Annotated in this window: 23 protein-coding genes; 18 read left to right on the top strand and 5 right to left on the bottom strand. The window is 57.7% G+C overall.

From position 1 onward, the window contains the following. Window positions 1–84: 84 nt before the first annotated feature. The gene (locus tag ABIB18_RS05235; RefSeq protein WP_069728274.1) at window positions 85–663 is read right to left on the bottom strand and encodes a diguanylate cyclase; all 579 of its coding nucleotides are present in this window, start codon (window positions 661–663) and stop codon (window positions 85–87) included. A 327-nt stretch (window positions 664–990) separates the two neighbouring features. On the opposite strand from ABIB18_RS05235, the gene ABIB18_RS05230 reads away from it, so the two are divergent. Continuing rightward, window positions 991–1,854: an NAD(P)-dependent oxidoreductase gene (locus tag ABIB18_RS05230; protein ID WP_031377889.1), complete on the top strand. Its 864-nt coding sequence runs from the start codon at window positions 991–993 to the stop codon at window positions 1,852–1,854. Continuing rightward, complete coding sequence (locus ABIB18_RS05225) at window positions 1,851–2,633, top strand: AraC family transcriptional regulator (protein ID WP_354473767.1); 783 nt, start codon at window positions 1,851–1,853, stop codon at window positions 2,631–2,633. Before ABIB18_RS05230 ends, ABIB18_RS05225 begins: the two co-directional genes overlap by 4 nt. Here the strand turns inward: ABIB18_RS05225 and leuA are convergent. The 3 genes from leuA to ABIB18_RS05210 all read right to left on the bottom strand — a co-directional run bounded on the left by leuA (window position 2,554) and on the right by ABIB18_RS05210 (window position 5,937). Further along, a complete protein-coding gene (leuA, locus tag ABIB18_RS05220; protein ID WP_354473841.1) occupies window positions 2,554–4,269 on the bottom strand; it encodes a 2-isopropylmalate synthase in 1,716 nt (571 codons plus the stop codon). The genes ABIB18_RS05225 and leuA overlap by 80 nt on opposite strands. Window positions 4,270–4,538: 269 nt before the next feature. Then, a complete protein-coding gene (locus tag ABIB18_RS05215) occupies window positions 4,539–4,934 on the bottom strand; it encodes a hypothetical protein (protein ID WP_089561535.1) in 396 nt (131 codons plus the stop codon). After that, entirely contained in the window at window positions 4,927–5,937 is a 1,011-nt protein-coding gene (locus ABIB18_RS05210) for a hypothetical protein (RefSeq protein WP_354473766.1), read from the bottom strand. Before ABIB18_RS05210 ends, ABIB18_RS05215 begins: the two co-directional genes overlap by 8 nt. 361 nt (window positions 5,938–6,298) lie before the next feature. On the opposite strand from ABIB18_RS05210, the gene ABIB18_RS05205 reads away from it, so the two are divergent. From ABIB18_RS05205 to ABIB18_RS05170, 8 genes are all read left to right on the top strand, one after another. After that, window positions 6,299–7,315, top strand: coding sequence for a dipeptidase (locus tag ABIB18_RS05205; RefSeq protein WP_354473765.1), 1,017 nt, complete (start codon window positions 6,299–6,301; stop codon window positions 7,313–7,315). Between the two features lie 146 nt (window positions 7,316–7,461). Continuing rightward, entirely contained in the window at window positions 7,462–7,533 is a 72-nt protein-coding gene (gene pqqA, locus ABIB18_RS05200; RefSeq protein ID WP_009090272.1) for a pyrroloquinoline quinone precursor peptide PqqA, read from the top strand. A gap of 54 nt (window positions 7,534–7,587) precedes the next feature. Continuing rightward, the gene (gene pqqB, locus ABIB18_RS05195; protein ID WP_046288331.1) at window positions 7,588–8,505 is read left to right on the top strand and encodes a pyrroloquinoline quinone biosynthesis protein PqqB; all 918 of its coding nucleotides are present in this window, start codon (window positions 7,588–7,590) and stop codon (window positions 8,503–8,505) included. A 3-nt stretch (window positions 8,506–8,508) separates the two neighbouring features. Beyond that, a complete protein-coding gene (gene pqqC, locus ABIB18_RS05190) occupies window positions 8,509–9,264 on the top strand; it encodes a pyrroloquinoline-quinone synthase PqqC (protein ID WP_031377893.1) in 756 nt (251 codons plus the stop codon). A gap of 3 nt (window positions 9,265–9,267) precedes the next feature. Then, window positions 9,268–9,546, top strand: a complete 279-nt coding sequence (pqqD, locus tag ABIB18_RS05185) for a pyrroloquinoline quinone biosynthesis peptide chaperone PqqD (RefSeq protein WP_031377894.1) — start codon at window positions 9,268–9,270, stop codon at window positions 9,544–9,546. Continuing rightward, window positions 9,533–10,675 carry a pyrroloquinoline quinone biosynthesis protein PqqE gene (gene pqqE / locus ABIB18_RS05180; RefSeq protein ID WP_031377895.1) on the top strand — a complete coding sequence of 381 codons (1,143 nt, stop codon included), beginning with the start codon at window positions 9,533–9,535 and terminating at the stop codon, window positions 10,673–10,675. Before pqqD ends, pqqE begins: the two co-directional genes overlap by 14 nt. Window positions 10,676–10,677: 2 nt before the next feature. Next, window positions 10,678–13,041, top strand: coding sequence for a pyrroloquinoline quinone biosynthesis protein PqqF (pqqF, locus tag ABIB18_RS05175; protein WP_354473762.1), 2,364 nt, complete (start codon window positions 10,678–10,680; stop codon window positions 13,039–13,041). A gap of 119 nt (window positions 13,042–13,160) precedes the next feature. Continuing rightward, a complete protein-coding gene (locus tag ABIB18_RS05170; RefSeq protein WP_069728278.1) occupies window positions 13,161–13,745 on the top strand; it encodes a YceI family protein in 585 nt (194 codons plus the stop codon). 44 nt (window positions 13,746–13,789) lie between these two features. Here the strand turns inward: ABIB18_RS05170 and dld are convergent, their stop codons facing one another. Then, a complete protein-coding gene (gene dld / locus ABIB18_RS05165; RefSeq protein ID WP_046288329.1) occupies window positions 13,790–15,487 on the bottom strand; it encodes a D-lactate dehydrogenase in 1,698 nt (565 codons plus the stop codon). Between the two features lie 458 nt (window positions 15,488–15,945). Here dld and ABIB18_RS05160 point away from each other — a divergent pair, with 458 nt between their 5' ends. From ABIB18_RS05160 to ABIB18_RS05125, 8 genes are all read left to right on the top strand, one after another. Beyond that, entirely contained in the window at window positions 15,946–16,926 is a 981-nt protein-coding gene (locus ABIB18_RS05160) for a 6-phosphofructokinase (RefSeq protein WP_354473761.1), read from the top strand. Between the two features lie 10 nt (window positions 16,927–16,936). Next, window positions 16,937–17,251 (top strand): PTS sugar transporter subunit IIB, encoded by a 315-nt coding sequence (locus ABIB18_RS05155; protein WP_031377537.1) that lies wholly within the window; start codon window positions 16,937–16,939, stop codon window positions 17,249–17,251. Next, entirely contained in the window at window positions 17,244–18,611 is a 1,368-nt protein-coding gene (locus ABIB18_RS05150) for a PTS sugar transporter subunit IIC (protein ID WP_354473760.1), read from the top strand. The genes ABIB18_RS05155 and ABIB18_RS05150 overlap by 8 nt, the downstream gene beginning before the upstream one ends. Continuing rightward, the gene (locus tag ABIB18_RS05145; RefSeq protein WP_354473759.1) at window positions 18,598–19,440 is read left to right on the top strand and encodes a class II fructose-bisphosphate aldolase; all 843 of its coding nucleotides are present in this window, start codon (window positions 18,598–18,600) and stop codon (window positions 19,438–19,440) included. The genes ABIB18_RS05150 and ABIB18_RS05145 overlap by 14 nt, the downstream gene beginning before the upstream one ends. Before the next feature lie 116 nt (window positions 19,441–19,556). Next, window positions 19,557–19,826 (top strand): hypothetical protein, encoded by a 270-nt coding sequence (locus ABIB18_RS05140; RefSeq protein ID WP_031377540.1) that lies wholly within the window; start codon window positions 19,557–19,559, stop codon window positions 19,824–19,826. 9 nt (window positions 19,827–19,835) lie between these two features. After that, the gene (locus tag ABIB18_RS05135; RefSeq protein WP_031377541.1) at window positions 19,836–20,273 is read left to right on the top strand and encodes a PTS sugar transporter subunit IIA; all 438 of its coding nucleotides are present in this window, start codon (window positions 19,836–19,838) and stop codon (window positions 20,271–20,273) included. Continuing rightward, entirely contained in the window at window positions 20,270–20,893 is a 624-nt protein-coding gene (locus tag ABIB18_RS05130) for a P-loop nucleotide/nucleoside kinase family protein (protein ID WP_046288328.1), read from the top strand. Before ABIB18_RS05135 ends, ABIB18_RS05130 begins: the two co-directional genes overlap by 4 nt. Further along, window positions 20,862–21,302 (top strand): thiol-disulfide oxidoreductase DCC family protein, encoded by a 441-nt coding sequence (locus ABIB18_RS05125; protein WP_089561540.1) that lies wholly within the window; start codon window positions 20,862–20,864, stop codon window positions 21,300–21,302. The genes ABIB18_RS05130 and ABIB18_RS05125 overlap by 32 nt, the downstream gene beginning before the upstream one ends. Window positions 21,303–21,308: the final 6 nt, after the last annotated feature.

Genomic DNA, 21,308 nt, shown 5'->3' with positions numbered 1-21,308 from the left:
TTATCGGTTCTGCGGCCGACAGCGGTTATTTTATTTTCTGTTCGTCTGCCGTGCGCAAATAACCACCGTCAGCAGGCTGCAGAATTAATCGCCGGCTGCGGCTTTATTCGCGGCACGCTTACGCGCTTTTTTGCCGCGCCAGTACTCTTCCAGATAGGGCAGCATCTCCAGCAGGAATATAGCCGACAGAACAAAAATGATATAACCGGTCGGCAGGGGATCGGCGCGCCACATCAGCTCAAAACGGGGCGGCTCATCGCCGAAACCAAATAACGCCTGGAACTGCGGCCAGTGCCGTGAAATAACCAGCAGCAGCGCCATCAGCGGCACCATCTCAAGAAAACTGTGAACATGCTGCTCGATCGGCTTGACCTCACGCGCCGTCACCGCGTAGCTGACATCCCACAGTGCGGTGGCTTCGTGACAGAAAAAAAGCACAATCATAAAGGCGATCACCAGCGCATTCACCTCTAAAAACAGGGCCGACAATAACGGCAGTCCCATCTCTAAAAACATCAGAATATGGATCCAGGTTTCTTTCAGGCCGGTGGTGTTTTCAATATCGGTCGCCCGATGACAGATCCAGTCAGCGAAACCAGCAATAAGCCAGACCGGTAAAACGAAATAAAGTAACAGCAGCATTTGCGGATCAAATTGATGCATTACACAGCCTCTGCGGAATGAAAGTGAATAAAGCATAGACCTGGCAGGAAGAGACGCAAAATGCGGCAGCGGCAGGCGTACTGTTTATTGTTGGATCAGGCAGAGAGGGGATTAGCGCCGCAGGATTGCTAACTGGCGCGGGCGGCCGGAATATTAGCGCGCCGACAGCGAGCGTGCCGGGACAGGACATTGCCGGCTGCCTCATCGCGTTGGGCTGGATTTTTTGGCCGTTTGCCGTCAGGCTGAAGAGAGCCTTTTTTAAGCCTTATGCGTCGGGGCCAGTCGGGTCGCGGCGCATCATTTCCACATTGATCAAAGGGAGTCAGCATGAGTCAACAACCTGAAGTGGCGGTTCTGGGATTGGGTGCAATGGGCCACGCGTTTGCCGCTAACCTGCTGAAGAAAGGCTTTAAGGTCCACGGCTGGAACCGGACCCGCGCACGCGGCGAGGATCTGCTGGATGCCGGTTTGCAACTGGCCGATTCGCCCGCCGAGGCGGTGCGTCAGGCAGATGTGGTGATTGCGATGCTGTCGGACGGCGAGACCACTGAGCAGGTGCTGCAGCAGAGTCAGGAGGCATTTAAACCGGGCGCCATTTTATGTCAGATGGGCACCATCGGCGTGGAAAAAACCGACACGCTGATCGCCCTGTTCGCCGGCGCGCGCAGCGACGTGCTGTTTATTGACGCGCCGGTCTCCGGCACCAAAGCGCCAGCAGAAAATGGCCAGATTCTGGTATTAGCCAGCGGCGATCGCAGCCGCGCCGCCGCGGCCGAAACGGTATTTGCCGCGATTGGCAAGGGCACGCAGTGGCTGGGCGAGGCGGGCAAAAGTTCACGCATGAAGCTGGTGATCAACAGCTGGCTGATTGGCATGATGCAGAGCCTGGCGGAGAGCACCCAGCTGGCGGCGCAGTTTGGTTTTTCGACCGACGATCTCTGGCAGGTGCTGGAGGGCGGCCCACTGGCGGCCCCGTACGCAAAAATGAAGCTGGGGATGATTGCCAGCGACGACTACACCCCGCAGATGAATCTGGTCTGGGCGCTGAAAGATGCCCGACTGGCCCTTGAGGCGTCTGATATTCCGCTGCCGGCGCTGGCAAATATTGCTGATTTCTGGCAGCAGGCGGTTGATGACGGCCTGGGTGAACAGGATCTGGCAGTGGTCTACCGCTATCTGAACGCGCAATGAGTTGTCCGGCCGGCTTTGACTTCAGCCACCGGCCGCTGGTGCCGCTGGCGCATGATTACGCCCACGGTGCCAGCGAGCCGTGGCATCAGCATGACTGCGCGCAGCTGATCCACACGCTGAGTGGCGTGGTGCGGGTGGAGACCGAATTTGGCAGCTGGACGGTGCCGCCGAGTCGCGGTGTCTGGTTACCGGCGTTTACCCGGCATGCGCTACAGATCACCGGCACGGTGGCGGCACGAACGCTGTTTATCCATCCGCTGGCGCGCGCCGATCTGCCAGCCAGTTGTCAGATGGTGCAGATTACGCCGCTGCTGCGTGAGCTGATTGTCAGCGCGCTGACGTTGCCGGCCGCCTATCTGGCTGACAGCCGTGCCGAACGGATCGTGGAACTGATTCTGGATGAAATCCGCGGCATGGACGTGTTGCCGTTTGCGCTGCCCGCACCGCACAGCGCCCGGTTACAGGCGCTTTGCCAGCGTATTCAGCAGACGCCGGGCGAAAGCTGGACCCTGCTGCGTGCCAGCGCCAGCCTCAACGTCTCGGGGCGCACGCTGGCGCGTCACTTCAGCCGTGAAACCGGCTTACAATTCAGCGACTGGGTCCGTCGCGCCCGCCTCGCCATCGCCCTGACGCGACTGGCGCAGGGCGATTCGGTGCTGCGGGTAGCGCTGGATCTCGGCTATGAAAGTCCCAGCGCCTTCAGCGCGATGTTTCGTCGCTTGCTGGGCGTGGCGCCGACGGATTATTTTCCCGCGCAGGAAAGCGACTCGCCGCGTTAAACAGCGCCTGCAGCGCGGCGCGCGCCGTATCATTATCGATACTCACGCCCCAGTAGCGGTTGCCACTGGCATCCAGACAGCTGATATAGGCGACCGAGCGACTCTCACTGCGTTTCCCCAGCGTGTGTTCATGGTAATCCTCAATGGTCAGCGCCAGGTCGAACGCGTGGCGCAGGGCATTCACCCCGGCCGACAACCAGCCGTTGCCGCTGCCCTGTAAGCTGAGGGTGCGCGACTGATAGCTGACGCTGGCGTTAAGCGTGGTCTGGCCGTGGTTATCGCTCTGGCTGCTGGCCTTCAGCAACTGCAGCGTTGGCTGGTCCACGCCATACTGACGACAAAACAGCTGCCACAGCGCGTAATGGGTCATCTCGCCGCCATGATGGTCAGTGTGCTGCTGTACGCAGCGGCTGAAATCCTGCTGCAGCGCGCGCGGCAGCTGCAAGCCGTGGTTTTGCTCCAGCAGCCATGCGGCACCGCTTTTGCCTGACTGGCTGTTCACCCGAATCACCGCTTCATAGCTGCAGCCAATATCGGCCGGATCGAGCGGCAGATAGGGCATCTGCCAGTGCGTTTCCTGCTGGCTGGTGCGCCAGGCAAAACCCTTGCGAATCGCATCCTGATGCGAGCCGGAGAAGGCGGTAAACACCAGCTCACCGGCATAAGGATGGCGCGGGTGGACCGGCAGTTGATTACAACGGGTCACCACCTCAAGCACTTCGCTCATCTGGCTGAAATCCAGCTGCGGGGCGACACCCTGGGTGTAGAGATTCAGCGCCAGGGTGACCAGGTCGACATTGCCGGTGCGCTCGCCGTTGCCAAACAGACAGCCTTCGACCCGATCCGCCCCCGCCAGCAGCGCCAGTTCAGCGCAGGCGACACCGGTGCCGCGATCGTTATGTGGATGGACGCTGATGCAGACTGCCTGCCGGCGGCTGAACTGGCGGCAGAACAGCTCAATCTGATCGGCATAGACGTTGGGCGTGTTGACCTCCACCGTGGCGGGCAGGTTGATGATCATCGGACGGCTGGCGTCAGGCTGCCAGACGTCGGCGACCGCTTCACAAATCTCCAGCACAAACGCCATTTCGGTAAAACAGAAGGTTTCCGGCGAGTACTCAAAGGTCCACGCCGTTTCGGGCTGCGCCTCACAGGCGGTGCGGATCTGCTGCGCAGCGGCCGTTGCCAGCGCCACGATCTCCGCTTTGCTCTGTTTGAAAACCCGCTCGCGGAACAGCGGGGCGGTGGCGTTATACAGATGCACAATCGCCCGCGGTGCGCCCTGCAAGGCGATGAAGGCGCGCTCAATCAGATCGTGGCGCGCCTGGGTCAGCACCTGCAGCGTCACGTCATCAGGAATGCGGTGCTGCTCTATCAGATCGCGCACAAAGTCGAAGTCGGTCTGCGAGGCGGAGGGAAAGGCGACCTCAATTTCTTTAAAGCCGCAGCGCAGCAACAGCGCCCAGAATTCCATTTTGCGATCGCGATCCATCGGTTCGGCCAGCGCCTGATTACCGTCACGCAGATCGGTTGACAGCCAGCGCGGTGCGTGGCTGAGCTGGCGCGCAGGCCACTGGCGATCGGGCAGGGTAATCAGCGGGGATGGGCGGTATTTCTCAGCGGGATCGGTCAGCATCATCATTCTCTCCAGGTGGTTTTTTTCCAGTCTGGCGGCAGAGTGCCAGCGGCGCGCGCGCAATGCTGACAACCTGATGCGCAAAAGTGACAACACATTAAGGCGAATACGCAAACTGTAACAGGGCTGTTCCGCCTGAAGGCTCAGATGGCTGAAAGGTTACTGAAGGGCTTTAAGGCGATGGCAGATGTGGGGCTGGAGAAGCGCTGTAGTAGCGTACTAAGCCCACATAGTGGGCTGGTAAGGTTACGTGGTGATCAGCTTAGCTTTCATCTGAGAATACTCAAAATCAGAACAGCCAGCGCTGTTGCGAGATAGCAGATTCCTGCAAACAGCCACAAACGTGATAAATATATCATCCAGCGACTTACTGTCAGTCTGTTTTCGCTGAAAAAGGAATAAGCAGGACTATCTTTGTTAAAGGCGGATATTCTTTTATTCATGCTCAGCTTAATGAAAAATCTGCACATCTGGTATGCGCCAAAATAACCGGCCATGTGATAGAACGAATAGGGGGGAGGGAACTGATATTTTTCCAGGAACAATGAAATGAGTTTGTCATATTCCTTTCTGTTAAAAGCGTAAAGGAAGAAAGATATGAAAATAAAAAAGCTGCCTGCCAGGCCAAAGAACAACCCCGCCCTTGATATATAAAACTCAGTCACCGGTTGACCCCAGTAAATAATCAACTGCTTTTTCGCCTGCCGAACTACCGATATAACCACCGACCACGGAGCCCACTGCCGCGCAAGCAACACCTCCCGCCCCCGCGGTCACTATCCCAATGGCCGCACAACCCGCTAACGCAGCAGAACCCCCCCATGCACCAGCATACATTGCACCACCGGTGCCTACAGCAAACTTTGTGTAATCTCTGACAGCAATTTTCCTGCATTCACTTTCGCGCCCTTTTGAGCAAGCATTCACCACATCGTTAGTTGTCCCGACCAAAGCAAATCCGATACCTATATATCCTCCGGTCTTAAGGAAGCGCGCTGCTCTTGCTGCATTGCCGACATAATACGAATATCCTGGAATGCCACTTAACCCAACGGTGGACCACTCATGCACAATCGAACGACCAGAAAGGTTTAATGCTCGCTTCATATTGTCATACTGTTGGAATTTCACGACATACCGGGCGAGAGATTTTAACAGGGGTTTATTGACCAGTTCCTTTAGCTGGTTCAGCAACTGATTACGTTCCACAAAGAACTGCTGGCTGATTAACGTCCCCTGAGTACGAAATTGATTCTGGTAGCTGGCTTCAATTTTTTTCAGTGTCTGCTCAATAGCATTAAAATACTTTTCGCCGACATCGCCCACAGTGCCGAAAACCTTGTCTCCGACACCTGTCAGCGCAGCAATCATTCCGTAATGTGTCTGCATGAATCCGGCATCGTCGCTACTTAAGCCTATAAGCGCTGCGTTGGTTTTATTTTTAGCCTGTCTGAGTGTCGTCATCATCTGCATTGTCAGGTGATCAGGCGTCTCTGAGTCAGCAACAATTAAAATTTGGCCCGGTTTCAGATACTGCGTATCCGCATTAATTTTCATAAACAGACTGGCAGCTGGGGAGCGAATATCCCTGAAGAGTTCTCGTGCCTGATACTCCAGCGAGCCAGGTCTTTCCACAACACAATATCCGGGGGCTATGTTATGCGCCATGCTTCCATTCTCCATCAGTATTGGTGTTAAAAGGAACAACACTCCCTATTCCTGAAAAAATGAAATAAAGATAAATAAATTTACTGCGTTACGCAAAAATAATTATTAAGTGTTGTGGTACAGTTTAAAGCCGGTATTTGCCCATTAAGAATCAGGATACGGGCTGTAAAACTTAGTGATGCACACCTGCCTGCCAACACGCGCCTGCTGCTTTGATTCCGCCGATAATCTGCCCGGTTCATGATAAAAGCCCTCGGTACCGCACCATGCTAACTTCAGGACAACACCCTGGGTGCGCTGCGGTTTGATGAATCCGCCGGGCAGGGGTAGCATGGTCGCCTGTTTATTCGGGTGGACGCTTATGTTGATTTTTGATGGTCACAACGATCTGCTGCTTAATCTGTGGCTGCATCATCGCGATGCGCCCGCGCAGGCGTTTTATCAGGGTATTGAACGAGGCCACCTCGATTTTCCTCGCATTCAGCAGGGCGGACTCGGCGGCGGGTTGTTTGCGATCTTTGTGCCCCCACAGGAGTACATTGCCCGCACCGTTCCGGCACGCGCCGAGGAGCCATATGAGCCACTGCAGATTATGTGGCAACAGCTCGAAATTCTGCAGCAGCTGGCCGATGCGTCAGGTGGACGGGCGCGCATCTGCCGCAGCCATGACGAGATTGCGGCCTGCCGCGCCGCAGGCGTGCTGGCGATGGTGGCACATATCGAGGGCGCCGATGCGCTGGACGGCGACGGCGAGGCATTACAGGCGTTCTGGCAGGCCGGGGTGCGCAGCGTCGGGCCCTTCTGGAATCTGCCTAACCGGTTTGGTCAGGGGGTTAGCGGCAGCTTTCCCGGCTCGCCCGATACCGGTCCGGGGCTGACGGCGGCGGGCGAGGCGCTGATTAAGCAGGCTAATGCGCTGCGAATGATGATCGACGTATCGCACATGAATGAAAAAGCGTTCCGGGATACCGCGCGACTCTCTGATGCGCCGCTGGTCGCCAGCCATTCCAATGCGCATGCGCTCTGTCCCCAGCCGCGTAACCTGACCGATGCCCAACTGGTGGCGATCCGCGACAGCGGCGGACTGGTCGGGATTAATTTCGGCAACGCCTTTTTGCGCGCCGATGGTCAGCGCGACAGTAACACTCCGTTGACAGAAATTGTTAAGCATTGTGATCATCTGTTGAGGATAATGGGCAGCGACCATGTGGCGTTTGGCTCCGATTTCGACGGTATAACCCCGCCGGAGGCGCTGGGCGATGTCAGCGGATTACCGCGTCTGCTCGCCGCTTTGCGGGAAGCGGGCTATGATCAAACACTGACAGAGAAGCTGGCGTGGGGAAACTGGCAGCGGGTTTTAGCGCAAACCGGTCTGTGATAACAATTTCCTTACTTCTTTCGGGTTGATCTCGACGCGCCATTGGCGCAACATCTGTCGGCAAATTTGTGACTGGGATCGCGTTTCACACCCGGTCGCCGGATTTTCTGGCCGCTAATTTACTGTTACTCAAGAGGAAATAAATCATGTGGAAAAAGCCAACTTTCGTTGATCTGCGTCTCGGCCTGGAAGTGACTCTGTACATCTCCAACCGTTAATAATTCTGCCCGCCATCTGCGCGGGCATTTTGTTTCAACTTCTGGTTTTCCTTCATGTTTATTAAAGTCCTCGGCTCAGCCGCTGGTGGCGGATTTCCGCAGTGGAACTGTAACTGCGCTAACTGTCATGGCGTGCGTACCGGCACCATTCAGGCCAGTGCACGTACCCAATCGTCGATTATCCTCAGCGATAATGGCGAAGACTGGGTGTTATGTAACGCCTCGCCCGACATCAGTCAGCAGATTCTGCATACGCCCGAATTAACCCGTCACGGGGTGCTGCGCGGCACGGCGATCGGCGCGATTATTCTGACCGACAGCCAGATCGACCACACCACCGGGCTGCTCAGCCTGCGTGAAGGCTGCCCACATCAGGTGTGGTGTACGCCGGAAGTGCATCACGACCTCAGCAGCGGCTTCCCGATCTTTCCGATGCTGACCCACTGGAACGGCGGTTTGCAGCACCGGCCGATCGCTCCGCTGACGCCGTTCAGCGTCGATGTCTGCCGCGATCTGCAGTTCACCGCGATTCCGATTCTCAGCAACGCGCCGCCCTATTCGCCTTACCGCGATCGGCCACTGCCGGGCCACAACGTGGCGCTGTTTATCGAAAATCGCACCAGCGGCAAGACGCTGCTGTATGCGCCGGGCCTCGGCGAACCGGATGCGGTGATCCTGCCGTGGCTGCAAAAAGCAGACTGCCTGCTGATCGACGGTACGGTCTGGCAGGATGATGAACTGCTGACCACCGGCGTCGGTAAAAATACCGGCAAAGCGATGGGTCACCTGGCGCTGGCCGAAGAGCAGGGGCTGATGGCGCTGCTGGCCTCGCTGCCGGCAAAACGCAAAATTCTGATTCACATTAACAACACCAATCCGATTCTCAACGAGCAGTCCCCTCAGCGTCAGTTCCTGACGCAGCAAGGGATTGAGGTGAGCTGGGACGGAATGGCGATCCACCTTCAGGACTAAATCATGCAGATCACTGACACGCTGTCGCCGCAGGCTTTTGAACAGGCCCTGCGCGACAAAGGCGCTTACTACCATATTCATCATCCGTATCACATCGCGATGCATAACGGTCAGGCGACGCGCGAGCAGATTCAGGGATGGGTGGCGAATCGCTTTTACTACCAGACCACCATTCCGCTGAAAGATGCTGCCATCATGGCTAACTGTCCCGATCCGGCGACCCGGCGTAAATGGGTGCAGCGTATCCTCGATCACGACGGCAGCAATGGCGCAGAAGGCGGAATTGAAGCCTGGCTGCAGCTCGGCGAAGCGGTCGGGCTAACGCGTGAAGAACTGATCTCCGAGCGGCACGTGCTGCCAGGCGTGCGTTTTGCGGTTGACGCCTACGTCAACTTTGCCCGTCGCGCCAACTGGCAGGAAGCAGCCTGCAGTTCGCTGACCGAGCTGTTTGCGCCGCAGATCCATCAGTCGCGCCTCGACAGCTGGCCACAGCACTATCCGTGGATCAAAGAAGAGGGCTATTTCTACTTCCGCAGCCGCCTGAGCCAGGCGAACCGCGATGTGGAACATGGCCTGGCGCTGGCGCTGGAATTCTGCACCACCGCTGAAAAGCAGAACCGGATGCTGGAAATTTTGCAGTTTAAGCTCGATATTTTGTGGAGCATGCTCGACGCGATGACCATGGCCTATGAGCTTAAGCGTCCGCCTTACCACACCGTCACCGACAAGGCGGCGTGGCACACCACCCGACTGGTATAACAGATGAATGAAAACTTGATTGCCGCGTTCCGTCGCGGCTACCGCATGCAGTGGGAAGCCGCGCAGGATAGCCACGTGGTGCTCTATCCGGAAGGGATGGCGAAGCTCAACGAAACCGCCGCGGCCATCCTTGCGCTGGTGGACGGCAAACAGGATATCGCCGCCATTATTGCCACGCTCGACAGCCGCTTCCCGGAAGCCGGCGGCGTCGGCGACGATGTGAAAGAGTTCCTGCAATCAGCCTATGAACAGAAGTGGATACAGTTCCGTGACCCCGAGTAAACCTGGCGTAAATCCGCCGCTCTGGCTGCTGGCGGAGCTGACCTATCGCTGCCCGCTGCAGTGCCCGTACTGCTCAAATCCGCTCGATTTTGCCCAGCAGGAAAAAGAGCTGACCACTGAGCAGTGGATCGAGGTGTTTCGCCAGGCGCGCGCCATGGGCAGCGTACAGCTCGGTTTTTCCGGCGGTGAGCCGCTGGTGCGTAAGGATCTGCCGGAGCTGATCAAAGCGGCGCGTGACCTCGGCTTCTACACCAATCTGATCACCTCCGGCATTGGCCTGACCGAGAAAAAGCTGGATGCGTTCAGCGAAGCCGGGCTGGATCATATTCAGATCAGCTTTCAGGCCAGTGATGAAACCCTGAACGCCGCGCTGGCCGGATCGAAAAAAGCCTTCCAGCAGAAGCTGGAAATGGCGAAGGCGGTTAAGGCGCACGGCTATCCGATGGTGCTGAACTTCGTGCTGCACCGCCATAACATCGACCAGATCGATAAAATCATCGATCTCTGCATCGAGCTGGAAGCGGATGATGTGGAGCTGGCGACCTGCCAGTTTTATGGCTGGGCGCAGCTCAACCGTGAAGGGCTGCTGCCGACCCGCGAACAGATTGCCCGCGCCGAAGCGGTGGTCAGCCGTTACCGTGAGCGGATGAGCGCCAGCGGTAACCTGACCAACCTGCTGTTCGTCACGCCTGACTATTATGAAGAGCGTCCGAAAGGCTGCATGGGCGGCTGGGGCGCGATTTTCCTCAGCGTCACGCCGGAAGGCACCGCGCTGCCGTGCCACAGTGCGCGCCAGCTGCCGGTGGAGTTTCCATCGGTGCTGGATCAGCGGCTGGATGACATCTGGTATCACTCGTTTGGTTTTAACCGTTATCGCGGTTACGACTGGATGCCGGAGCCGTGCCGTTCCTGTGACGAGAAAGAGAAGGACTTTGGCGGCTGTCGCTGTCAGGCTTACATGCTGACCGGCAATGCCGACAACGCCGATCCGGTCTGCAGCAAATCGCCGCATCACGACACGATCCTCGCCGCACGCCGCGAAGCCGATTGCAGCGACATCAAAATTGGACAGCTGCAGTTCCGCAATCGCAGCAATTCTCAGCTGATCTACAAGACCCGGAACCTGTAACTGTGCGCCGCCTGGAGATTAACGGCCTGCGGGTGGAACTGGTGCATCAGCCTGATGCGCGCCAGGCCGCAGCGTTAATTCAGGTCGGCGCCGGCAGCCATGATGAGCCGGACCGCTGGCCGGGGCTGGCGCACCTGCTGGAGCATCTGCTGTTCACCGGCAGCGCTGGCTGGCCGGACGACGGGCGACTGATGAGCTGGATTGCCGCGCAGGGTGGTCGGGTCAACGCCACCACGCTGGCCCGGCGCAGCGCCTGGTTTTTTGAGGTTGCGCCGCCGCAGCTGGCTGACGGACTGGCGCGCCTGCAGGATATGCTGTGCCATCCGCTGCTCGACCATCAGGCAATCCGTCAGGAAATCGCGGTGATTGAGGCTGAATATCAGCTGATCCAGCAGCATCAACCCTCCCGTACCGAAGCCGCGCTACTGCATGCCGCCACCTCACCACCGGCGTTTCGGCGCTTTCAGATTGGCAGTCGCGCCAGCTTTGGCGAAGAGATGACCGCGCTGCAACAGGCGCTGCGTCAGTTCCATCAGCGCCATTTTTATGCCGCTAATATGCAGCTCTGGCTACAGGGACCGCAGTCGCTGGACCAGCTTGAGCAGCTGGCGCGCACCTTTGCCGCCGCGCTGCCGGACGGGCAGTGGCAGCAGGAGACGCCGCGGCCCACGCTGTCGGTCAGTGCCGGATTGCGGCTTGCCAACAGCACACCGGCTGCGCTGTGGCGCAGCTGGCTGCTGGACAGCAGTGACAGCGTCACGTTATGGCGCGAATTTCTGCTGGATGAAGCGCCGGGCTCGCTGCTGGCCACACTGCGCCAGCAGCGACTGGCCGATCGGCTGAGCCTGAAGTGGCTCTACCAGGCGGATAATGCGGTGTGGCTGGCGCTGAGCATCGACACCGATCAGCCTGAAGCGGTTAACGCACTGTTCGGGCGCTGGTTAGCCGCACTGAAGCAGACCCGTCAGCCGCAGCAACAGCATTATCTTCAGCTGGCGCAACAGCGTTTTGCGGCGCTGACGCCGCTCGATCAGCTGCGTGAGCGCGCCTTTGGCTTTGCCCCGCAAGCCGGGGTCGGCGGGTTTGCGTCATGGCTGGCCACGCTGGCGGATGCGCCCGGCACCACGCTGGTGTGCAGCCCGCAGGCGGCTGAGGTAAATTGCCACACTCAGGGCTTCAGTCTGGCGCTGCACCCGTGGCAGCCGGTGCTGCCTGCCGCCAGCAGCGCGGCAGAATTCGCTTTCTATCCGCTGGCGGCACCGCTGACCCATCAGCCGCTGCCGTCGCAGGCGGTGCCGTTGCCGCATTATTCTGCTGCGGAACCGACCGGCCACGGCGAGGCTGACAGTCCGACCGCTGAGGCGGGCCGCGACGCCGACCCGGCCAGCGATAAAACTGCCACGCTGCTGCTGCGGCCGGAGTTTTTTTCAACCTTCAGCGCGGCCGTGGGTCACGCTTATGGTCGCCGGCTGCGTCCGTTGTTCGCCGCCTTGCGTCACTCAGGTGGCCAGGGCGAATGGCAGGAAGTGGAGGGCGTGTGGCAACTGACGCTGCAACTGCCCCACGACCTGGCGGTGGCGGACTGGGCGCTGCATCAGCTGGTGCAGGCGCTGACGCCGCCGGTCAACGACGAACCGCTACCGCCGCCCGACACAATTGCCATCCGCGCACTGTTGCAGCAGTTGCCTTATCAGCTGTCATCAACCTTTTCACCAGCCTGCTGGCGGGCGCTGCTCACCGGCGGCAGCCCGGCGCTGCAGACGCTGATTGCCCGCCGACTGAGCGCGCTGCCGCTGCCGGTCAATCCGGCAGCACCGCCGATGCGGATGACCGCACCGAGCGGCATGATCGCGCTACCGCATGCCAGCCGCGATAACGCCTTGCTGCTGTTTATTCCGCTGCACCAGGCGTCACGCGCTTCACCCCAGCAGGCGCAACAGCTGGCTGCGCTGCGGGCGCTGGCGCTGCTGTATGAGCCGCGTTTCTTCCAGCGTTACCGGGTAGAACAGCAGATAGGGTATGTGGTCAGCAGCCGCTATCTGCGCTGCGCCGATCAGGATGGCGTGCTGTTCGCGCTGCAGTCGCCCGATTACAGCGCGCTGTCGCTGCTGCGCTACTGCCGTAATTTTCTGCGTTCACTGAATGAGGCGCTGGCAGGCTGCGATCTGGTGGCACTGAAGGCCAGTCTGCATCGCGAACGGCTTGATACACCGCTGGCCCGGTTACGCCAGCTGAATGGCCTGACCGACCCGGATGCGGCGGCGATAGAGGCGCTGGACGTTGTCAGCTTGCAGCAACTGCACCACGACCTGATTCAGGCGCGGCGCCGCTGGCGGGTATTATTTACCACTGGTGGTGCGACCTGAGTTGCAGCAGCAAGGTTGCTGAATTTATTTGAAAATTACCGACAAATCTCTTCACTGTTTATTCCGGTCGAATTGCACCACACTCAGTTTACATTTTTGAGTTGTACAAGGAATTTATCGTGAAGAACCTCAAGCGTATTGCGCTGCCCCTGTTAGCCGTTGCCAGCCTGTATGTTCCTGTCTCTCAGGCAGAAGCGATGCACTACCAGCTCAATCCTGAGCACACCTCGGTGGTGGTCAGCTGGAATCATTTCGGTTTCTCACACCCGACCGCCGATATCCCGGATGCCAGCGGCACGCTGGTGTTCGATAAAGATCATCCTGAGCAGTCACGTGTTGATGTAACGCTGCCGGTCAGCAAAATCGACAGCCACGTTGCGGCGCTGACCAAAGAATTTAACGGTGCAGACTATTTCGACACCGCAAAATACCCGACCGCGACCTTCCACAGCACCAAAGTGGTGGCGAAGGGCGATAACCGTTTTGACGTTGAAGGTAACCTGACGCTGAAAGGCATCACCAAACCGGTGACGCTGCACGCCACGCTGAACAAGCAGGGTGAGCATCCGATGGTGAAGAAGCAGGCGATTGGTTTTGATGCCACCGGCACCATCAAGCGCTCCGACTTTAAGCTGGATAAATATGTTCCGGCGGTAGGTGATGAGGTTGCGCTGACCCTGTCGACTGAAGCCTACGCTAAATAACTGCGGGCCATGCAATAAGGGCCGCCGCCCTTATTGCGTATCGCTTACTGCGCCCAGAATTTCTTCTTACTGGTTTTACCGATCCCCGGATTAAAACTGTTGCTCGGGTCCAGCATCCGCCAGTGCGCTGCGTGTTCGTCTGACGCGCGATAGAGATGGCCGACATTGTGTTCCGCCGGATACTTCGCACCGCGCTGCTCCAGCACCGCAATCACCGCCTGCTTAAACGCCTTCGCATCCACGCCCGGTTTCAGCACATAATCCTGATGATTGACGTAACAGAAAAAATGGCCACAGCAGGAGTCGACCTGCACCTGTTCCGCCAGCTCGGGCGGCAGTTCAATGCGCCACGCCCGATCGTTACGCCGTAACGCCACGTCAAATGCTACCAGCCGCTGATCGGGGTCGTAGCCGAGATAATCACAGTAAGAGATGGTGCAGCCGCCAACGCCGAAGCGCACCAGAAACGCATCGCGCGCTTCCCGCTGGTTACACAGGAAAAAATCGCCCTGACCCTGACTGAAGAAGCGGGTCAGCAGGCCCTCCAGCTCTGCGGTCTGCTGTGCTTCCACTTTGATCATCAGATGATGCTCAAACCGGTCGCGGTAGGCCATAATGCGCGGCGCCACACCGCGCGGGGTGATCTGATTAAAGAACTGCAGCAGTCGATCGACACTGTTACGCGGTAAAAACGGCAGATGGCTGACCCGCACATCCCAGCGAGCTTTCTTCGCCATCAGTCCAGGCAGCGCCTGCGGACCGAGTTTGCCAATCGCCAGCATCATATGCTTGCTGTAGCGCACCGTGAGATCAAAGGCGTTACGATGGATATATTCAGCCTGAATCGGCAGCGCCTGCATCTCTGCCAGCAGCACCCGCCGCAGCGCCACCAGCTGCTGCTCATCGTCGCTGCCAATATAGAAGGTCCGGGTCTGCGGACTGGCTTCAAAAGTCGGCAGACGCACCGCAAACACCACCACCTTACCGGCGCTGCCAGCGCTTTCATGCAGATAACGCCGATCGCCATTAAAGCGCGACGGGCTGTCCGCCGCCGTGTCCCGCAGCTGGCTGGCGTAGTCGTCAGCCCAGATCTTCCCCGCCCAGTCAGGCCGGTCGCCGGTGGTGTAGTTCTGTTGCTCCAGCCGCTGTAACATCTCTTCCGGGCTCTCTCCCAGATCGATACCCAGATGATTCACCATCTCCAGCCGCCCATCGTCATGCAAACGGGCAAACAGCGACTTTTCGGTAAAGGCCGGACCGCGCCGGATCAGCGATCCGCCGGAGTTATTACAGATACCGCCAATCACCGATGCGCCGATACAGGAGGAGCCGATCACCGAATGGGGTTCCCGGCCCAGCGGGGCGAGAATGTTCTCCAGCTCGGTCAGGGTGGCACCCGGAAAGGCGATCACCTGACGCGCCTGGTCGATCACCTGTACGCCTTTCAACCGACGGGTACTGACAATCACCACCTCGCGATCGTAATCATTGCCATCCGGCGTCGAGCCACCGGTCACTCCGGTATTGGCTGCCTGCATCAGCACAATGGCGTTGCTGGCGCAGCAGATTTGCAGGACCTGCCACAGCTGCAGCAGCGTCTGCGGCAGCACCACGGCCAGCGCTTCACCCCGACCGACCCGAAATCCTTTGGTGTACCAGGCTTTATCATCCCGTTCGGTGAGCAGATTTTTCACACCGACCCGTTCGCCAAGCTGGCGGAGCATGAGCTGCGAGGAGGTCATTTCATCTCATTATTTTGGTTAACAAGGGGTCTCATTGGACAGCTAGCGACATTCCACTGTCAATCATTGATCGCCATCGAAATAACAAAAATAGCGGCGGTTGCGGCGTTTTTAATCGGCTATTCACCCCGGAGACCCGACGGAAATAGCCGCCGAACCGTAAAAAATGAGGTGAAAATCACAGATTTGTTATGACAGATCGCCAGTCGATCGGCAGATCGATTGCCGACCACAATATTCCCCGGCTCCGTTAGCTAACCCGCTGATATATCAGGATTCACGTCGAGCCTGCCAGCGATGTTAATTGTGATAACGATCACAAATAAGCTCAGTAATAAAGCGCTGTCAATCATCACACCTGGAAAATACCGCTCGTAACTGTGATCTCCGTTGCAAATAACAACGCCTTATCCCGGAACAATGAAATCCGGCACCAATTAAGCCAGCGGGGGGGAATAATGCGAATCGGAATAGTGATCAGCGGTGGCGATGTCAGCGGCATTAATAATTTTGTTTTTCAGGTCGGCCGACTGACCCAGGCAGAGATCGTGATATTTGACGGCGGCATACCCGGTTTATTAAACCATTGCTATCGGGATATTAGTCAGCGTGATCTGCTCGACTTTTCTATCGCCCCGATCCCGGTGATGCAATCGGGACGGACGCAAAAAAAATTGCTGCGCAGTGAATATGAAATGATTGCCCGCCAGCTAAAGAGCGCACGGATTGAAGTATTAATCATGGCGGGCGGTGACGGGTCGCTGCAATTTCTGCATACTCTGTCGGAATCTGGCGTCAATTGTTTTGGCGTCGGCATGACGATTGATAACGATGTATTTGGCAGTGATTATACGCTCGGTTTTTCCACCGCCTGCGAGCAGGTATTAAAAGAGGTGGCGAAGCTGCGTAATACCGGCCGGGCATTACCCGGACGGGTCTTTATGCTGGAGTTGCTCGGTGGCTATTGCGGCGAGTTAACCCTGCAGTCGGCGTTAAAATCCAATGCCGATTTTGCGCTGATCCCGGAGTGTCAGATCCCACTGCCGCAGCTGGCACAACGCATCACTCAGCGGCTGGCGCAGCAGAACAGCGTGGTGATCCTCTGCTCAGAGGGCTACACCCGTGAATATTCACCCGGTTTTCAGGGGGCGATCGATACCTTAATCAAACAGCTGGAACCGTTAATTGGCGTCCGCATCCGCAAGACCATTCTCGGTTACGGGCTGCGTAATGGTGAACCCACCTGCGAGGAAATTTATCAGGGCACCATTATGGCCAGTGAAGTGGTGCGTTGTATTCAGTCAGGAATGCGCAATAAAGCGGTGATTATTAATGGCAGTAATAAACCGATTCCGATTGATTTAATAAGCATGCAAAAACGCCTGGTCGATACCGACGGGCATCATTACAAGCTCGCTAAACAACTGCAAATTCTGTGAGGAGAAAACCATGCTGAAAATTTTATGTGTCTGTGGCTGCGGATTAGGATCCAGTTTTGCGATTGAGATGAGCGCAAAAGCGGTATTAAAGAAACTGGAAATTGACGCGGATATTGACCACACCACCATTTCTGAAGCCAACGCGTTTAAATCAGACATGATCCTGACGCAAAAAGCGTTTGCCGATGTATTAAATGCCGATGCCAGTCCGGAACAGATTAAACGGGTCATTATTCTCAACAAGCTTACCGATAAAGCGGAAATTGAGCAAAAGATCGTGGCCTTTTTAAAAGAACGCAACATGAAGGTCGCTGCCCATGAATAGTGTGATCGGCTTCCTGGTAAAAGACTTATTAGGGCAGGCGTCAATTCTGATCGCCTTTATTGCCCTGATTGGTCTGCTGCTGCAGAAAAAATCGGCCGGCAAGGTGGTGGAAGGCACCTTTAAAACCCTGCTGGGCTTTTTAATTATGATGGCCGGTATCAATATTATTGTCGGCACGCTGACCTTCCTTAACACCATATTTACCCACGGCTTCGGGATGCAGGGCTATATCACCGATGTGGCGGCGATTGCCGGGCTGGCCAACCGTGAACTGGGATCGGAGGTGGCGTTGACCCTGCTGGTGATTTTTATCGTCAACATCATCATCGCTCGCCTGACGCCGTTTAAGTACATCTTCCTCACCGGCCAGGCGCTGCTGTGGATGGCAACGATTGGTGCGGTGATTGGCTACAAGGCGGGGCTGAGCGGTCTGCCGCTGATCCTGACCGGCGGCATTTTCGGCGGGATTATGGCGGTGGTGATGCCTGCACTGGCGCAGCCGGTGGTGCGGCGGATTACCGACTCTGATGACGTCGCGCTGGGCCACTTCTGCACCATCGGGTATCTGGTGACGGCAGCGGTGGCGAAGGTGGTCGGTAAAGGGTCGCGCTCAACCGAAGACCTGAAGCTGCCGGATAACTTCAAGTTCCTGCAAGACACCTATCTGTCGATGGCGCTGGTGATGGTACCGATGTACCTGATCCCGGCGCTGGCGGCCGGCCCGGCGTTTATTGCCCAGTACAGCAACGGCATGAACTACCTGATGTACGCCTTTATGCAGGCGATTCAGTTCGTCGCCGGGGTGTTCGTGCTCTACAGCGGGGTGCGTCTGCTGCTTAACGAGCTGGTGCCGGCTTTCCGTGGGATTGCGATGCGGGTGGTACCGGACGCTAAACCGGCGCTCGACTGCCCGGTGATGTTTCCCTACGCGCCAAACGCGGTGATTGTCGGCTTCCTTGCCACCACGCTCGGCTCCATCGTCGGCATGCTGGTCTTCCCGATGTTTGGCCTGGCGATGATCCTGCCCGGGCTGCTGACCAACTTCTTCGCGGGCGGCACCGCCGGGGTGTTTGGTAACGCCATCGGCGGACGGCGCGGGGCGATGATTGGCGGCTTTGTCCACGGCCTGTTCATCACGCTGCTGCCGGCAATTCTGGTTCCGATGCTGGAGAGCTACGGCTTCACCGGCGTGACCTTCAGCGATTCCGACGTGATCAGCACCGGTCTGGTACTCGGCCACGCCTTCCAGAACAACTGGCTGTTTGTCGCCCTGTTTATCGCTTTCGTTACTGCACTCGCCTGGTTTGTTAACGGGAAATCCACTAAGCCACAAGAGGAAAAAATCCATGAAACTTTATAATTTCGCCGATCTGTTACAGCTGGCTAAGCAACGCGATTTTAAAGCGGTCGGCTCGTTTAACCTGCACTGCCTGGAGATGCTGCCGGCCTATTTTAAAGCGGCGGAAAAAACCAACAGCCCGTTAATGATTCAGATCTCCACCGGTACGGCGAAATACCTGGGTCATAAACTGCTGGTCGATGCGATTAAATCATTGTCAGAAAGCACCGGCGTCCCGACCTGTCTGCACCTTGATCACTGTTCCGACCTGGCGGCGATTCAGACCGCCATCGACGCCGGTTTTAGCTCGGTGATGTATGACGGATCGCATCTGCCGATTGAGGAGAATATCGCCAACACCCGTCGGGTCATCGACATGGCGCGGCCGCACAACGTCTCGGTAGAGGCGGAACTCGGGGCGATTGGCGGTTCAGAAGATGGCAAATGCGTCGAAATGGAGGCAATTGCCTTCACCCCGGTAGAGGATGCCAGACGCTTCGTGGAGGAGACCGGCGTCGATATGCTGGCGATTTCGGTCGGCACGGTGCATGGCCTGTATACCGGTAAAGCGCATATTCAGCATCAGCGGCTGGCGGACATTACCGCCGCCACCCACACGCCGCTGGTACTGCACGGCGGGACCGGCGTCAGTGACGAAGATATGCGTTTAGCGGTGCGCAGCGGCATTGAAAAGGTCAACGTCGGCACGGAAATGAATGTGCAGTGGGTCGCACAATGCAAAACCAGCTTTGAAAAAGGCAAGGTCAACGACAGCGTGCGTAATTTTCTGGTACCGGCCAATGATGCGGTGACCAGCGTGCTGGTTGAGAAGATGCAGTTGTTCCGTTAATCGCCCGGTCTGAGGGCGCGGCCGACCTGAATCAGCGGTCAGTCGATCTGTTGAATCTGGTTCTTTATTAAGTATTAACCTGAGGTGCCCCGGCGCCGGTCGGGGCAGGAGACGCTATGTTTGGATTCTTAAAAAAGTCGCCGCCAGCTGAACAGCCGGATGCGGAACAGCAGGACCAGCAGGCGCAAGCCAGCCGCGAGAAAATTACCGAACTGGAAAATAAACTGGCTGCCAATCCGCGTGATGGCGAGACGCAGAAGCAATTAATGCTGGAATATAACCGGGCATTAAGCTTATTTGCCAAAAGCCGTCGCTACCGAAATGAAATTGATGCGCTGTTTGTCAAAATCGATGAATTACGCAATGTGGTTCGCCAGTCGATTTAAGGAGAGTGGATGAGCATTAAGCAGCTGTTGCAACAAGCTAACGCGATTCAGGTCGGAATTGACGCCACGGACTGGCGTCAGGTGATCGCGCTGGCCGCCGAACCGCTGGTCAGCGGCGGCTACCTTGAGGCGCGCTATCCGGCAGAGGTGATCGCCAATACGCTGACTCACGGCGCGTATTACGTGTTTGACGAAGGCATCGCCATGCCGCATGCCCGGCCGGAAGCCGGTGTGATCCGCGACTGCTTCAGCCTGATTGTACTGGCGCAGCCGATCTCGTTTGCCGGCAGTGAAAAAGCGGACATCGTGATTATGTTCGGCGCGCGCGACAGTAATGCGCATATCGAAGAGGGCATCCGCGCCATTGTCTCGCTGCTGGAAGATGAAGAGACGCTGGTCAGATTACGTCAGGCCCGCAGCGCCGCGGAGGTCATTGATATCTTATGACGACAACAACCCCGTTAAAACGCGTGGTGCTGGTAAACGGAATCCCGGCCTCGGGAAAAAGTACCCTGACACGTGCGCTGTCGCACCGCTTCGGCTGGCCAGTGCTGACGCTCGACAGCCTGAAGGAACCCTTTATGGCCTGCTTTGCGCCGGTCGACCGGCAGCGTAACCGGCAGCTCGGCTGCGCTGCCTATCAGGCGATCTGGAACATTGTCGGTCAGGCACCGGCCAGTCAGATCTGGCTGATTGACGCCTGGTTTGGCTTTCAGTCACGCGCGGTGCTGGAACAGGGCCTGCAGCAGGCTGGCGTCGGCGCGGTGCTGGAGCTGTGGATGCAGATCGCCCCGGAGGCGGCAGTGGCGCGTTATCAGGCACGGCTATCGCAGCGGCTGCCCGGCCATCCCGGCGCGGAATATCTGCCCGAACTGCGCCAGCTGGCGCAACAGGCAGAGCCAATGGCGCTGGGGCCGGTGCTGCGGGTCAACGCCAGCGCGCAGGATGAGCTGGCGGTGGCCCGCTGGTTACAGCAACAGCTGGAGAGAAACAGCTACACTTCACCTCAATGTCCGACGAGTGAGGAGTTGCAGCATGTCATCACCCCCTTATCTGCAAACCGGTGAGAGCGCCGTGCTGTATGACGGCGTCTGTAAGCTGTGCAATGGCTGGGTCCGGTTCCTGCTGCGCCATCGACTGGCGCGGCAGGTTCGTTTTGCGGCGGTACAGAGCGAGCAGGGCAAGGCGCTGCTGTGCTGGGCCGGATTACCGCAGGAGAACGTCAGCACCATTGTCTATATCGCCGATAATCAGCACTGGCTGCGGGCGCAGGCGGTATTCCGCGTGATGCAGCATATGCCGGCACCGTGGCGCGGCCTCAGCGTGTTGCGCCATTTTCCGGATGCCATCAGTAATTTTGCCTACGATCGTATCGCCCTGAATCGCTACAAGCTGTTTGGCCGCTACGACAGTCAGCAGGCAATTACCCCCGATTATCCAGAGCGCTTTTTGCATCCGCTGGACCCGTCGCGCTGAAGCGGC

Source organism: Pantoea sp. UYEF8, from assembly GCF_040546285.1.
GTDB classification, from domain to species: domain Bacteria; phylum Pseudomonadota; class Gammaproteobacteria; order Enterobacterales; family Enterobacteriaceae; genus Pantoea; species Pantoea brenneri.
This window is presented reverse-complemented; position numbering and strand designations above follow the sequence as displayed.